This window comes from Sulfurimonas sp., from assembly GCF_047622445.1.
Taxonomy (GTDB): domain Bacteria; phylum Campylobacterota; class Campylobacteria; order Campylobacterales; family Sulfurimonadaceae; genus Sulfurimonas.
This window is the reverse complement of sequence record NZ_JBLHOE010000035.1, coordinates 18,020-33,304: the sequence shown is the minus strand read 5'-3', so window position 1 is coordinate 33,304 and position 15,285 is coordinate 18,020. Positions and strand designations below refer to the sequence as shown.

The 15,285-nt window shown below is 33.7% G+C and carries 10 protein-coding genes and 1 pseudogene; 2 read left to right on the top strand and 9 right to left on the bottom strand.

Annotated elements, in window-relative coordinates:
* Nucleotides 1–1,035: 1,035 nt before the first annotated feature.
* Nucleotides 1,036–1,827, top strand: a pseudogene (locus ACI9TV_RS09220) (methyl-accepting chemotaxis protein); the annotation flags it as partial.
* A 938-nt stretch (nucleotides 1,828–2,765) separates the two neighbouring features.
* On the opposite strand, the gene pdxA reads toward ACI9TV_RS09220, so the two are convergent.
* The 9 genes from pdxA to ACI9TV_RS09175 all read right to left on the bottom strand — a co-directional run bounded on the left by pdxA (nucleotide 2,766) and on the right by ACI9TV_RS09175 (nucleotide 13,471).
* Nucleotides 2,766–3,686 (bottom strand): 4-hydroxythreonine-4-phosphate dehydrogenase, encoded by a 921-nt coding sequence (gene pdxA, locus ACI9TV_RS09215; protein WP_415250492.1) that lies wholly within the window; start codon nucleotides 3,684–3,686, stop codon nucleotides 2,766–2,768.
* Complete coding sequence (locus ACI9TV_RS09210; RefSeq protein WP_415250491.1) at nucleotides 3,683–4,465, bottom strand: pyridoxine 5'-phosphate synthase; 783 nt, start codon at nucleotides 4,463–4,465, stop codon at nucleotides 3,683–3,685. The genes pdxA and ACI9TV_RS09210 overlap by 4 nt, the downstream gene beginning before the upstream one ends.
* Nucleotides 4,462–5,175: a lysophospholipid acyltransferase family protein gene (locus ACI9TV_RS09205; protein WP_415250490.1), complete on the bottom strand. Its 714-nt coding sequence runs from the start codon at nucleotides 5,173–5,175 to the stop codon at nucleotides 4,462–4,464. The genes ACI9TV_RS09210 and ACI9TV_RS09205 overlap by 4 nt, the downstream gene beginning before the upstream one ends.
* 231 nt (nucleotides 5,176–5,406) lie before the next feature.
* On the bottom strand, nucleotides 5,407–7,341 hold the full coding sequence (locus ACI9TV_RS09200) for a thioredoxin domain-containing protein (RefSeq protein ID WP_415250489.1): 1,935 nt from the start codon (nucleotides 7,339–7,341) through the stop codon (nucleotides 5,407–5,409).
* A gap of 281 nt (nucleotides 7,342–7,622) precedes the next feature.
* The gene (galU, locus tag ACI9TV_RS09195; protein WP_415250488.1) at nucleotides 7,623–8,459 is read right to left on the bottom strand and encodes a UTP--glucose-1-phosphate uridylyltransferase GalU; all 837 of its coding nucleotides are present in this window, start codon (nucleotides 8,457–8,459) and stop codon (nucleotides 7,623–7,625) included.
* 14 nt (nucleotides 8,460–8,473) lie between these two features.
* A complete protein-coding gene (locus tag ACI9TV_RS09190; RefSeq protein WP_415250487.1) occupies nucleotides 8,474–10,192 on the bottom strand; it encodes a sugar phosphorylase in 1,719 nt (572 codons plus the stop codon).
* A 2-nt stretch (nucleotides 10,193–10,194) separates the two neighbouring features.
* Complete coding sequence (locus ACI9TV_RS09185) at nucleotides 10,195–11,409, bottom strand: glycosyl transferase (RefSeq protein WP_415250486.1); 1,215 nt, start codon at nucleotides 11,407–11,409, stop codon at nucleotides 10,195–10,197.
* Complete coding sequence (locus ACI9TV_RS09180) at nucleotides 11,410–12,684, bottom strand: glycerate kinase type-2 family protein (protein WP_415250485.1); 1,275 nt, start codon at nucleotides 12,682–12,684, stop codon at nucleotides 11,410–11,412.
* Nucleotides 12,677–13,471, bottom strand: coding sequence for an HAD-IIB family hydrolase (locus ACI9TV_RS09175; RefSeq protein WP_415250484.1), 795 nt, complete (start codon nucleotides 13,469–13,471; stop codon nucleotides 12,677–12,679). Before ACI9TV_RS09175 ends, ACI9TV_RS09180 begins: the two co-directional genes overlap by 8 nt.
* A 185-nt stretch (nucleotides 13,472–13,656) precedes the next feature.
* Between ACI9TV_RS09175 and pgm the strand changes: the two genes are divergently transcribed.
* The gene (gene pgm, locus ACI9TV_RS09170) at nucleotides 13,657–15,285 is read left to right on the top strand and encodes a phosphoglucomutase (alpha-D-glucose-1,6-bisphosphate-dependent) (protein ID WP_415250483.1); all 1,629 of its coding nucleotides are present in this window, start codon (nucleotides 13,657–13,659) and stop codon (nucleotides 15,283–15,285) included.

Below are 15,285 nucleotides of genomic sequence, written 5' to 3'. Positions count from 1 at the left end.
ACTCGCTGATTTATGTTTTGTCCGACATGTTACATGTTCAAAACTCTCTAGGTTTATGATAGCTTAATTGCTAGTTTTCATTATATGAGGTTTTGTTATATTTTTTTGTTTTTTATGCCCTGTAGAGTGGAGATTTACTCAATTGGGTGTAATTTTTAGAAATTTGTCAATACCAATGATTTTTCTCATAAGAAACTAGCATTTTTTGGTTGTTTTTGATTTAACTTAACATACGAGCTTAGGAATTAATTTATAAAGATGTTCCTCTATAGGTTTTATAAATAAATTTTATGTCGTTTTTATGATACAATCATTAAAAATGTAAAGCTTTGCTTTACGTTATTCTAAATATAAGGAAACATAATGAGTATATCGAAAAAACTTACTTTTTCATTAGTGTCTGTTGGAATGGTTGGAGTTATCATATTAGGTTTATTTTTTAAGCAAAGCATGGAAAAGAACATGATGAAAGATATTGAAGCAACTGCAATGGATTTAGTCAATAGAACTGTTCAAATGTTTGTTGTATCTACAGTAAAGTTTCATGATGAGTTCAACTTAGCGCAAACTAAAGAGGACAAAGATAGAGTACATAAAGATTGGATACGTACAATTATCGCTGTTGATTCTGCTGTTATTCATAACTTTGGAGAGGGGAAAACTCGTGTACGTTTAGTCACTGATGAAGCTATATTATCTGTACCTTCATTAGGTGGTAAAGCAACAGAGATAGAAAATCAATTTGAAAGAACTTCTTTAAAAGATTTTTTAAATGGTAAAGCTTCGAATACTCAAACAAATGATGAATTCTATAGATTTGCTGTTCCCTTATATAGTGATGCACATCCAGGTTGTGCCGAATGTCATTCAATGGATACATCTGCACATAACCTTTTGGGTTCTTTAAATGTTTATATTCCTCTTGAAGAAAAACGTGCAGAAGTTTTTAGTGTATACACAACTAATATTGTAATGCTTATATTCATCGGTATCTCTTTAGGCATCATCTTAATTGTACTTCTTAAAAAGTTTGTTCTTAATCCTATTCGTACTTTAGAAGGTACTTCGAGTGATTTAGCTTCAGGTGAAGGTGATTTAACAAAACGTTTACCTGTACAAAATGATGATGAGATTGGACATGCCAGCCATGAAGTAAATCTTTTTATTGAAAAAGTGCAAGAGACTATTTCTGAAGTAAAAGAATCAAGTCTGCAAAATACTCAAATAGCTTCTTCTCTAGCTAATTCTGCAAACAATATCGGTAAAGGTATTATGAAAAGTGCTGAAGTTACAGTAAATGCAACAAAAGAAGCACAAAATATTAAGGGAATTATTGAGAATTCCTTAACTATATCTGGTCAAACTCGAGATGATATTAAGCAGGCTAATGAAAATTTAAATGAGGCTAAATCCTATGTACAGCAATTGACACAAAAAGTTCATAGTAGTGCAGAAGTTGAATCAGAACTTTCATATAAATTAAATAACCTTTCAACAGAAGCAGGGCAGGTTAAAGATGTTTTAACAGTAATTTCAGATATTGCAGATCAAACAAATTTACTTGCATTAAACGCAGCGATAGAAGCAGCTAGAGCTGGTGAACATGGTCGTGGTTTCGCAGTTGTAGCTGATGAAGTGAGAAAGTTAGCTGAGCGTACACAAAAAAGTTTGGCAGAGATTAACGCTACAATAAATACAATTGTACAGTCTATTATGGAAGTGGCTTCGGAGATGAAAATAAATGTTGATAAGGTTCAAGAATTAACAAACCTTTCTTCAAGTGTGGAAGATATGATTGCCTCAACGTCAGATATAATGAATAACAGTGCGCAAATAGCAGAAGATTCATATCAAAATACGCATAAAGTTTCTGAGAATACTCAACACCTGATTGAACAAATTGAAAATGTTAATGATAGTACTAATGAATGCTTAGGTGAAGTAGAAGGTATTGTTACAACTAGTAATACTTTAAATGACCGTTCACTAGAACTTCAAAACAAACTTAACACATTTAAAACTTCTTAAAACCTAAAACTACATGAATTCTTCTCATGTAGTTTATCTTCATAAATTTATATATAAAATTACACCCCAGGGGCAATATCTCCACTTTTTAGAAGCATCACTAAGTAAAGTTGAGCTTGAATATTTAAAAGAGAAAGAGAGACAAAAAGTTTAAAAGACAGATAGAAATTGCAAACTATTTAGATGTGTCCAAATCCTTAGTTTCTAAAACTATGAGAAATAGACATACTAGCTCTGGGATGTTAATTTAACGGCGAAGCTGAGCTCCATTAATGTGTATATCAGAAAATTCGCTTGCGATTTTCTGGGATACACTTTGATGTGGGACTCCTGGCATTTGTTGTATGTAGCGTAACGGAATACGACAAATGGTTGGTGGCACGTTTAGGGCTCAGCTTCGCCGTTGTACGTTTCCGCTCCGCGGGAACGTACAAATATTTATTCATATCCATTATAGTGAGCATAACCTTAAATAAAATTTTTAAAGGAACAAAAATATGTACCCTTAAAATAGAAATAACCACTAAATACATCAAATTCCATGGTAATTTGCCATATTTTTACTATATATCAAGTTTTCAGCCTACTATCCTTAAAGAAAAAGTGTCCTTTTAAAAATATAATTGCTCTTATTGGAGCATGCATAAGTATTATTTGTCATATATTCATTAAAAGAACATATATGACCTTAAATTATGGAGTCTATTATGTAGAGAAGGAAGGGATTATAGGATATATTACCCTATAAAAGAAATAGCGCTCTTCACAGCATTCAGATAGCTAAGAGTCTTAGCTTTACCTTCATACGCTATGTCAAAAGCTGTACCATGGTCTACTGATGTTCTTATAATTGGAAGATTGAGTGAGACATTTATGCTCTCATCAAAGTAAAGTGCTTTAAGTGGTGCTAGACCTTGGTCGTGGTACATCGCTACAAAATACTGATAGTTTTTTCTAAACGAAGGTGTAAAAGCAATGTCTGGAACTACTGGACCAAAGAAGAGTTCTTCACCTACTAGTTCATTCACTATCTCTATAGCCTGCTCAATCTCTTGTTCTTCGTCTCCAAGTACGCCATTATCTCCAGCATGAGGATTTAGACCTAATACAGCAACTTTTTTATGCCCTACACTTTTATGTAAGTCATGTAGAAATTTTACTAATGCTTCGGTTGTAATGTTTTTAGCAACATCTTTAAGGGGAATGTGTTCTGTATATAAAGCTACATACATCTCTTCACAGCCTAGCATCATAATCGCATTTTTCTTGAAACGTTTACGAAGTACATCAGTATGTCCAACAAAGTCTAAACCAGCTAGTTTCCATGCTTCTTTATTTATAGGCATAGTTACAAGCGCGTCAACGTCTTTGGCTTTACACAATTTTATGGCATCTATGAAAGAATCATAAGAGTATTGTCCAGATTCTTTAGAGATTTTACCTGCTTGAATCTCAAAACTACCTTCGACTTCAAAAAGGTAAAAATCATCTGGAATATTTACATCGAGCTTTTTTGCGGCTTGTTGTAACATTGGGGCATTTATGCCATAAACAGGAACACAGATTTGAGATACATCTGTGTGAGATTTTAAGGCTATTTCAATCCCTACTCCATTAAGGTCACCGACACTAATGGCGATTGTTGGTAAGTCTGTTATCTCGAGGTTAATCGTTTCATCTCTCTAATAGCATCTGCTAATCCTGAAAATACACTTTTAGCGATAATGCTTTGACCAATGTTGAGTTCAACTATCTCTTGTATTTTCATCATCTCATGAACATTATGATAATTGAGTCCATGCCCAGCCGCAACTTCAAGCCCAATCGAATTAGCATGCTTCGCAGAAAGCTTAATGTCTTCAAGTGATTGTTCAAGTCTATCACTGAGTTCATAACGTGGCAATTCAAATTCCTTCACTGAATGATTTGAATGAGGAAGGTTTGAGTTTAGCATTGCAAAAAGGTTAGCAAAGCTTCCTGTGTGAAGTTCCACCATCTCAGCACCCAATTCTCTTGACTTATTCATAGCTTCTATACTAGGATCTACAAAAAGTGACACAGGGATAATCGAATCATGAAGTAGCTCAATTGCATAAGCGACTTCATCTTCACTACCAAAAACATCTAGTCCACCCTCGGTCGTAACCTCTTCGCGTTTTTCTGGAACTAAAGTAGCACGATGTGGTTTAACATCCGCGACAATATTTAAAATATCTTTATTGATAGAGCATTCTAAATTTACTGGCAATGTTGAGTGCATCATAATGTTTTTTACATCTATGTCTTGGATATGACGTCTGTCTTCTCTGAGGTGGATTGTTATCTGGTCTGCACCATTTGTACATGCTACATACAGAGCATTCAATATATCGGGGTCATTTACACGTCTAGCTTCACGTAAGACCGCTACATGGTCTATGTTTACACCTAATCTCAAGATACACACCACGCTTTACTTGTATTTTTCATTACTTCTTTATATCCTGTTTCTAAGTCTGTACCTTCAATAATATCGCCAATATATACTTTCACTACTTTTTTCTCTTTAAATGGAGCATTTTTAAATACAGTCTCAAGTGTCTCATCTATAAAAACTGGAACCATATCAAGTTTGTTTGATTTTGCAATTTTTTCAGCTCCACTTTGAAACTTTTTAATACATACTTCCTTATTTCGTTCACCTTCTGGAAAAATATATATGTTAAAGTTATCTACACGAGCTAGTGTTTTTTTCATTTTTTTAAAAAATGTTAAAAGCCCTTTTCCATTGTTTAAATCTACACTCATACATCCACTCGCACGAAAAAATTTCCCATATAACCAGTGGTCAAAAAGGTCTTGTTTTGCTATCCATGTACCACTTTTTTCATATTTTGAAAAAATGTTTTCCATTACAAGTATGTCTAATAAAGAACGATGATTTATTGCATAAAGTATTTTATCTTTCTTTGGTACTTCACCAATAACCTCAACTTCAATATTTAAAAAATCTAAAACATTATTTGAGTAATTTTGTCTATCTATTGAAAGTTGTTTATATGCTGGCTTAAGAGTTGTTAACGGGTCAAAAAATGTTTTTTCAAACTTTCCAATATACTTAAATCCAAGCTCTATCATAAACATAAACTTACCAATATTTTTTAGCATGCTTTCCCTTTCTTTATTTGTGGGTGGATTATATCAAAAATTTATTTATACTTTCCACTTCTATGACCTGGATGTTGATAGTCATTACGTTCACAAGCTGTAAAAATTGTCGCGCTAAAAATTAAAACTACTAGTATAAGTGCTTTCATCTTTTCTTCCTTCCTTTAAATTTCTTCGTCTTGAATCTTATCTGAATAATATAAATTTTCGAGTATTATAAACCACTTTAGGTTAAAAAGAGTTTGTAAGAAGAGTATCTATCGCCCTTACATCCTCAGTATTTGCAAAACAGCTTTTATCGCCACAAATCATATAGCCATTTTCGTTACTATGTTTGTAAAGAACAAATGGATAGCGAATATGGGCAAGTTCATTCGATTTGTTTTTAATATTTTCCACATCTGACTTTACCACTCTATCCCCTTTTAAGTAGCGAAGTGTTTGGCTTAGCATAAACGGTGAATGCACTGGTTTTCTTCCTAGTTGGTACGAGTTGTATTCTAATGTTTTAAAAGCAAAGTGACTATATTTATCATCTTCTAAAAGTGTCCCTAAAGAAAAAAGAACATCAAGCATTACACTCACTTCACTTATGTATGTATTGTCATAAATTTCAGCTTTTGTCACAAATTCTCCAGCACTGAAATTCCAAACACCATTTCTGTAAAATTCTTCTAAAGCAGAGTTGGTAAATCTTTGTGCATCAATAAGATAAAGCTCATTTTGTGTGAATTTATATGCGCTCAAAAGTGCTTCAGCTAGATATGCATAATCTTCTAAGAATGCTTTGACTTTTGGTTTCTTATGAATGAGTGTAGTATGGTAAAGCTGTCCATCAACGTAAAGTGTTTGCATCAGCGCGACTAAACTTTCTTGTGCACGAGCGGTATACTTAGCATCAACTTGACCAAGAGTAAAAAGTGATTTTATCATCATAGATGACCATGACGTTTGGATTTTTCTATCACAGAATGGGTATGTTCTTGCTTTTCTTAGACCTTGAAGGAGTATCTTTAGCTCAGTAAAATACTCAGGTACTTCACCTCTTTCAAAACGAATGATATTTTTGCCCTCAAAGTTACCACCTTTTGTAATACTCATCTCTTCGAGCATACCTTCTACATTTATATATCCATTCTCAACTAAAAGCTTATGTACTTCAGAGTATGAATATATAAAGTACGTTCCTTCTGCACCTTCACTATCTGCATCACTTGCACTATAGAACAAGTTATCTTCACTCATAAAGTTGTACCAAAAATCTGCACAATCTTTTGCTATTTGAAGATAGGACTCATCTTTAAAATGAAGGTATGCATTTGTATATGTCTCACAAAGTAAAGCATTGTCATAGAGCATCTTTTCAAAATGAGGTACTAACCATTGATTATCAGTTGAGTAACGACAAAAGCCTCCATCCACAAGGTCATAAAGTCCACCTTTTTTCATTGCATCCAAAGTAAACTTCACCATCGAAGCGGCACTTTTGTCTTCATAGAGTTTGTCAATTACCATTAAAGTGTTTAAAGTACTTGCCTGTACGAATTTCGGAGACGAAGAAAAACCACCATCTTTAGTGTCATAGTTATTTTTCACTTGAAGCATAAAGTTTTTTCTAAAGTCTTCTTTTAACATAGTCGCTTGTGTTGGGTGATTATCTTTACCTAAATGACCTTGTATTTCTTCGGCATTTTTAAAAATATCGTTATCTTTTTCTTTCATTTTACTAGATATCAAAGTTGTTAATTCTTGAAACCCCATACCTTGAAGAGCCTGAGCTTCATCATCTGCTGGAATAAATGTTCCAGCAAAAAATGGTTTGTTTTCTGGTGTACAAAAAATAGAAGTTGGCCAACCACCTGCACTGTTATTCAGTAACTGGTATACTTCTTGATAATGCTTATCTATGTCTGGTCTCTCTTCTCTATCAATCTTAATAGCGATGAAGTTATTATTTAAAATATCTGCACACTCTTGATTTTCAAATACTTTTTCTTCCATTACATGACACCAATGACAAGAGCTGTAACCTATACTAATAAATATAGCTTTATTCTCTTTTTCAGCTTTTTCAAATGCTTCATCGCACCAAGGATACCAATCCACTGGATTTTCTTTATGTTGTTGTAGGTATGGAGAATCTTCTTTTTCTAATCTATTGGACATTATTATTCTTTGTATTTAATTTATTATTTGTAGGGTATGTAAATGTTGATGATGTTTTGCTTAAGTGTTTGCTTAGTATTCTTATTTTAAGTGTTAATATTATTTAATTTAATAGTCTTTTTTGAGTTGTAGCTGTGTATATGTTATCTATATCTGAGAGTTTTTTATTAAAGCACATAATATCATTTTATACCATTTTTAAGGGACTTCAGCATCCTCAAAAATGGTACCTAAATATTCAAAACTTAAAGCTATTTTTAAAAACTAGCCCATTATTAGTTTTATTTAACTTCTTTTTTTTCTAAATTATAAAAATAGTTTGTTGCCTCTACAAAACCATCAACACTTCCACAATCAAAACGCTTACCTTTAAATCTATATGCGATAACCATCCCTTTTTTTGCCTGATCACAGAGTGCATCTGTTATTTGTAATTCACCATTTTTTCCAGGTTTAGTTTTTTTTATCATATCAAAGATATCCGGAGTCAGAATATAGCGTCCGATTACAGCTTGATTTGTTGGAGCTTTATCATTGTCTGGTTTTTCAATCATATTTGACACCATAAACACTCCGTCTTCTATCTCACTTCCTTCAATTATTCCATACTTATGGACATCCTCATTGGGTACTTCCATAGTAGCCACAATACAACATTTATACTTAGCATATAAATCAACCATCTGCTTTAAAACACCATCGCCATCGGGGTTAACACACAAATCATCCGCAAGAATAACCGCAAAAGGATTCTCAAAACCTACAAGTACATTTCCTTTATAGATTGCATCTCCTAATCCTTTCATCTCGTTTTGTCTTGTGTATGTAAAAGTACACTTATCAATTATGTTTCTAATTCCATCAAGCATTTTTTCTTTTGATGAACCTTTGATTTGATGTTCTAGTTCATAAGATATATCAAAGTGATCTGTGATGGCTCTTTTGCCACGACCGGTTATAACTGCCATAATCTCACACCCTGCTTCCATCGCTTCTTCTACACCGTATTGAATCAGTGGTTTTGTAAGCACTGGTAACATCTCTTTAGGCATAGCCTTTGTTGCTGGTAAAAACCTTGTACCGTATCCCGCTGCCGGGAATAAACATTTTCTTATCATCTCTTTCTCCTAATTTAAATTGAATTTTTAAGCCACATCACTTGATAGGCTTGCATCGATATAACACGATTTTCTTTTGATATCTTTTGTGCTGAAAGTAAATCATAAAAAGCTATGTCTATACTTTGAGGTAAAGAAAAACTAACTATCTCATTAGAAAAATTGTGTAGGGCTAAAATAGATTCCGTTTTGTCTAATGAGTCTTGCATAACAGCAAATACTGACTTATGAAGACTTAAAAAATCGAATGAGCCAAATGGATTAAAAGATTTTTCATTAATACGAATTGAAATTAATCTTCTGTATGCTGTAAAGATTATTTTTTCTATGGAGTTATCGTCACTCAATGTCTCCACCAATCTATCATAATTAAATTTTTCTCGATTCACCGTTCGATTAATTCCACTTAACTTCACACCCTCATGGTAACTTCTGGAACCAACAAGAGAGTGAAAATATATACCAGGAACTCCTGGCATTGCTAAGGTTACCGCCTGAGTTAAAAGCATGCGTTTTATACGTAATATTTTCTCATCTTCTGGATGAGAGAGGATATCAATATAGGAGCAGTTTAACTCATAAGGTTTTTTCCCCTCCGGTGTATCTCTATATGAAACTAAACCACCATGTTGTATTGTATTTTCAACTAAATTTTCTATTTCTACTTCACTTAATAAGCCACTTACCGGTCGCATACCACACCCATCATGCGAGGCGGTAAAATTAAAGAAACAAACCTTATCAGTTGGTAGATTTAATGTTTTCGCCCATGTAGTTAATGAGTCTGTATTTGATTGTAAAACAGAGTGCGCAAGAAGAGGTGGTAAAGCGAAATTGTAGACCATTTGAGCTTCATCTTCACCTGAACCAAAATAAGAAATATTTTCTCTATGAGGAACATTCGTTTCCGTGATTATTATCACCTCTGGTGCCACCTCATGCAAAACTTCACGCATAAGTTGTATAAGTTCATGTGTTTGAGGAAGATGCACACTACTCGTTCCTATTTCTTTCCATATAAAAGCTATAGCATCTAGCCGAATTAATGTCGCTCCTTTTTGCATATAATAAAAAAGAACCTCTATAACTGCAACTAAAACCTTGTAGTTAGAATAATTTAAATCAACTTGATCACGACTAAATGTTGTCCAAATATTATGAATTTTTCCTTCAATATCCGTAAACTCTGATAGTAATGGAGTTGCGCGAGGACGAATTACCTGACTTAAGTCTGTAGTGGGATCAAGGTCAACAAAAAAGTTGGCATACTCTGGGTCTTTTGCTAAGTAAGCCTTAAACCAATCAGAATATTGAGAGATGTGATTAATCACTCCATCAACCATAAGTCTATACTCACAACTAATATCTTCAACCTCTTTCCATGAACCCATTTTTGGATCAACTTCACTATAATTAATCACTGAAAAACCATCATCTGAAGAGTATGGATAAAATGGCAAGATATGCACTGAATTCACAATCCCTTTTAAATACTCATCCAAGAAATGATTTAGAACCGTTAAAGGAGCTTCTCCAGGACGTTGTAATTGATCACCATAAGTAATCAATATAGTATCTTTTTCACTAAGATGATATTCTTTAGAAGTTATGAGTGTTTGATATTTTTTTATTAACTCTTTTAAAAGCAGGAGAGCTTTAGAAGCATCCTCTTTTGTATAGATAGCTTCAAGTCTTTCTTTAATAGTGTGAGTTTCGTAATGAATACCTTCCATGATCAGCCTTTATTATCCATTTGAACTACATTGTAAAATTTTTCTGAAAACTCAGGGATAACAGAACGTACTGTAATCCAAGGTGAAAGTGGTGGTACACCCATAGGATCTTCATAGTATTCTTTAGCCGCACTTCTAATTGCATCTTGAAATGCTTCAACGGCTAGTATCTCATTTTGTCGATTGTACTCAAGCGCATTGAGTTTACTTAGTGCATTGTATTTTGAAATCTCAAAACGAGATTCTTGGTAGTATGAAGATAGTAAGGTTTTAAATGATGATTCTGAAAATACAACACCCTCCTGAGCTAAAATTCTAAAAAGAGTCTTAGCTATATCATTAGCCATTTTATAGATACCTCCTCCTACATCCTGAGAACCGAGTTCTTGATGCTTATGCTCATAACTTTCCATAATTTCAGTTTGACAGATACGTCTATTTGAAGTATTTTTATACACCTCTGAAAGCGTTGAAACTTCTAAGCCCCATGTTGGTGAAATACCTATCCCTCTTCCTAGAGAACGGATAAATGAAAATTCTCCAGAGAGTGCATATCTAAAGCTTTCCATATATTCCAAGTATCTGTTAGATCCAAAAGTCATAGTCAGGGCTTTAATAAGTGGTGTATAAAAAAGACGTGTAACACGACCATGAAGTTTATGCGTAACGCGAGAATAATATCCTTTGTTAAACTCAAAATCTAAAGCAGGATGCACGATTGGATAAAATAATCTTGCAACGATATCGCGTTTATAATTGACAATATCACAATCATGTAAAGCAAAAGCATAATTATCTTGATCTGTTAATCCATAACCAATCATTGTCCATACATTTCGACCTTTTCCCGGAGTATCTAAACCAGGAAAATGTTCGTTGGTTAGCTCACTATAAATACCTTTTATACCAGGTCCGTCATTCCAAAGAACATCAACATCACATTGAAGGACACTCATACGCTTCTTTACCTCTATAAACTGTTCTTCATTTGCTCTATCAAGACCTAAAATAATCTTATGAAGATATTTCACACCTTTTAATTCATTAATTATAGTCTCCATTGCTGGAGTTTCAAACTCAGAGTAAAGAGCAGGAAGCAACAAAACCATCTTTCTTCGTTTTGCAAAGCCTTCAAGTTCTAATTCCATCTCTTCTAAAGATCTATTCCCTACATTTTGTAGTGTTGTGATGACTCCATTTTGAAAAAAGTCTGACATTTATTCTCCTTTAATTAGTATTGCAATATCGATAACGTTTGTACCACTAGGACCGGTTATAATTAAGCTATCACTTTGTTTTAAATAATTATAACTATCAAAGTTTTTCAAGTAATCATCTATCTTTAAATTTGACTGATAACTGTAGCCACTTACTACGGCACCAGCTGCATCTGAATTTCCATCTATTCCATCAGTACCCGCAGATAAGAAGGTGACATTTAAAGCCTGGGCTTGTATCTTTTTAAGCGCTAATAATGCAGCATGTTGATTACGTCCCCCCTTACCATTTCCTTGTAAATCCACAGTACATTCTCCGCCAAAAATAATACATTCTTCTTCACAAGCATGTAATATTTTAAATATTTTATTAACCATATCCCCTACTTCACCTTGCATAGGTTCATTTATTTTCTTCACACTCAGCCCTTTAGACTTAGCCGTGAAAGTTGCTTGTTCTATGGCTTGTTTATTTGAAGCTATTATTATATGTTTTACTCTCTCTAGAGGTACACTAGGAGATTCTTCTATTTCTGCATCAACACCTTTTTGTAAAACTGTTTGGACTGAAATTGGCATTTTCTCGAAAATATTTTTTGCTTGTAAAATTTCCTTAGCTTCTATAAAAGTACTTTTGTCTGCATATAGAGGAGCTGAACCTATACTTTGTAAATCATCATCAATAATGTCAGATACCACAAGTACTATGCCCTTAGCCTTACACATTTGAGCAAGTCGTCCACCCTTAAGCATTGAGAGGTGTTTTCTCACACAGTTTATTTCATGAATTTCTAGATTATTACGTAACATTAGTGATGTAGTTTCTTGTAATTCACTCAAGTCAATTGGGCTAATAGGCAGTTCCATTAAAGATGAACTCCCTCCAGAGAGCAGATATATATATAAATCATTTTCATTACATTCACTCATCATTTCACTCAATGCAGTAGCGGCATCTATACTCAGCTGAGATGGAATAGGATGAGATCCTAGTAGTACTTCAATATTTTGTAATTTACCCTCATCATAAGGACTCACTATCAAACCTTTATAAATTTTATCTTCTAAAATATTTTCTGCTTCTTTAGCCATTGTATAAGCTGCTTTTCCTGAACCAAAAATATAAAGATTTTTATACTTACTCAAATCATATCTTGTATCTTTAAAGAATAAAATATCTCCGACTAATTGACAGTGCTTATGCATAAAATTTTTAGGTAAAGAAGATTCAAGTGCTTTGCTGAATATACTTAATGCTAGGGATTCATTAGCCATTTAAAATTTCCAATAAACTAATATTCCAGCCTTTTGGACCAGGAAAAGGTGATTTAGATATATTTGCAGCTTCAACATCTGCATATACCCCATCATATCCAGGGATTAAAACACTCTTGTGTGCAGCTTTTAACATACTAAAATCATTTGCACTATCACCCAAAGCTATCATAGTAAGTGAAAGGCTAAAGTGTTCTTCAAAAAGATGTGTTAAACGTTGCATCGCCTTTGCTTTGTCTTGACCTTTTGATATTAAATGATAAAATCGACCACCTTTAACTATATCAAGTCCTTCTTTGTTAGCTTCATCTATAAGCCCTTGAATCTCTATCTCATTTTCAATAATAAAAGGCTCGGTGAAATCTCTTTTCATAGCATTGAGAGCATCCTCTTTACTTAAAGAGGTTAGTTCCATTACCTCTTCAACTTTCATATCACCAAATCCACGAATAGAGTATATTAGTTGTAGATGTTTAAAAAATAGCCTTAACTCTAAATAGCTTTGTGCTTGACTTATTTTAATATAGTCTTCCTCTGAAGGAATACTCTGTGCCAATACAGAGTCCGAAGGTATAAAAATTCCAGCCCCATTTTCAACAATAAAGGGACATTTGATGTTTAATTTTTCTTGTAAAGGTTTCACTTCTGCAAAGGTTTTACTTGTCACAATAATGAGAGGAATAGACTTTGTTTGTAAATATGAGAGTGCTTCAGATGCATCTTTAAAACAATAGTCATCATGATTTAAGAGTGTTCCATCAAGATCACTATATACTAAATACTTCATATATTATATCCCCTTTTCTTTCTGTTGGTATAGTACTATCTTTTTAAGGAGTTTACTTTTCTTTAGTGATTATAAAATAAACAATTTTTATATTTACAATAGTATAAATTTTAATCATTCATCTAAATAGATATATCTGTTTTTAAAGTATACTAGTGTATAAAACACATTTAGGAGATTAAAAGATGCCACATAAAGACGCCGGGAAAAAAGTCACGCAAGATAAACTTATCAATATTCCACAGCTCATAGCTGATTACTATGTAAAAACACCAAATACACAAGACGCAACACAGATGGTGGAATTTGGAACATCGGGGCATAGAGGTTGTGCATTTAATAGCAGTTTTAATGAAGCTCATATCTTTGCTATTACTCAGGCAGTATGTGATTATAGAAAAGTAAATAACATTACGGGAACTCTTTTTATTGCTAAAGACACACATGCGCTTTCAACCCCAGCACAACTTAGTGCTATTCAAGTTTGTGTAGCAAATGAGGTAAAATGTGCAATTGCGCTAAATGATGGATACACACCTACTCCAGTTTTATCTTTTAGCGTTATTGAGGCAAATAAAACTTCTCGTGAGCTTTGTGATGGAGTCGTTATAACGCCATCGCACAATCCACCACAAGATGGCGGTTTTAAATATAACTTAACAAATGGTGGACCTGCTGATACTGATGTCACTTCACTAATTCAAGATAATGCTAATCTTTATCTCAAAAACAACTTAGAAGGGATAAAAAAGGTAAGTGTCCAAGAAGCGCTTAGAGATGTAAAACAGATAGACTTCATTACTCCTTATGTTAAAGCACTTGATAGTGTCATAGATATGAAACTGCTGCAAAAGAGCACTTTAAAAGTAGGTGTGGATCCTCTTGGTGGCTCAGGTATAGAGGTTTATAAGAAAATTAACGAGATTTATGGGTTAAACCTTGAAATAGTAAATGATAAAGTTGATCCAACTTTTAGCTTTATGTCATGCGATCATGATGGAAAAGTAAGAATGGATTGTTCTTCACCCTATGCTATGAGTTCACTTATCTCGCTTAAAGAGAAGTTTGATTTAGCCTTTGCTAACGACCCTGATTTTGACCGTCATGGAATTGTGACTAAAAGCGTAGGACTTATGAATCCAAATCATTATCTCTCTGTTGCAATTTGGTACCTTTTTCAAAATAGAAAAGAATGGTCAGACTCGCTTAAAATCGGTAAAACTTTAGTTTCGAGTTCTATGATAGACAGAGTTGTTGCTTATTTAGGTAAAACGCTTTTTGAAGTACCTGTTGGTTTTAAGTGGTTTGTGGATGGTCTTAGTAGTGGTGAAGTCGGCTTTGGTGGTGAAGAGAGTGCTGGAGCTTCTTTTTTACGTTTTGACGGGAGTGTTTGGAGTACGGATAAAGATGGAATCATCTTAAATCTACTTGCTTTTGAGATTACAGAAAAACTCAAAAAAGATCCTGGCCTTATTTATCAAGAGCTAGAAAAGCAGTTTGGTATTGCGTACTATGAACGCAGTGATGCACCGGCCACTCCTGAACAAAAAGCAAAACTTAAAAAACTCTCTCCTATCGATGTCACTTCTAAAACTTTAGCTGGTGAAGAAATCACTAGTGTTTTTACAAATGCAGCTGGAAATGACAAAGCAATAGGTGGGCTCAAAGTAAGCACTCAAAATGGATGGTTTGCAGCGCGTCCATCGGGAACGGAAAATATTTATAAAATTTATGCTGAGAGTTTTATTTCTAAAGAGCATTTAAGTGCCATTCAAGAAGAAGCTAAAGCTCTTGTTTTGGGAGTTATTAGCTAA

What these genes read in the sequence shown, in the direction of transcription:
- ACI9TV_RS09205 (WP_415250490.1), bottom strand. Translation starts at nt 5,175, where the DNA reads ATGCTAAAAAATATTGGTAAGTTTATGTTTATGATAGAGCTTGGATTT.
- ACI9TV_RS09200 (WP_415250489.1), bottom strand. Translation starts at nt 7,341, where the DNA reads ATGTCCAATAGATTAGAAAAAGAAGATTCTCCATACCTACAACAACAT.
- galU (WP_415250488.1), bottom strand. Translation starts at nt 8,459, where the DNA reads ATGATAAGAAAATGTTTATTCCCGGCAGCGGGATACGGTACAAGGTTT.
- ACI9TV_RS09190 (WP_415250487.1), bottom strand. Translation starts at nt 10,192, where the DNA reads ATGGAAGGTATTCATTACGAAACTCACACTATTAAAGAAAGACTTGAA.
- ACI9TV_RS09185 (WP_415250486.1), bottom strand. Translation starts at nt 11,409, where the DNA reads ATGTCAGACTTTTTTCAAAATGGAGTCATCACAACACTACAAAATGTA.
- ACI9TV_RS09180 (WP_415250485.1), bottom strand. Translation starts at nt 12,684, where the DNA reads ATGGCTAATGAATCCCTAGCATTAAGTATATTCAGCAAAGCACTTGAA.
- ACI9TV_RS09175 (WP_415250484.1), bottom strand. Translation starts at nt 13,471, where the DNA reads ATGAAGTATTTAGTATATAGTGATCTTGATGGAACACTCTTAAATCAT.
- pgm (WP_415250483.1), top strand. Translation starts at nt 13,657, where the DNA reads ATGCCACATAAAGACGCCGGGAAAAAAGTCACGCAAGATAAACTTATC.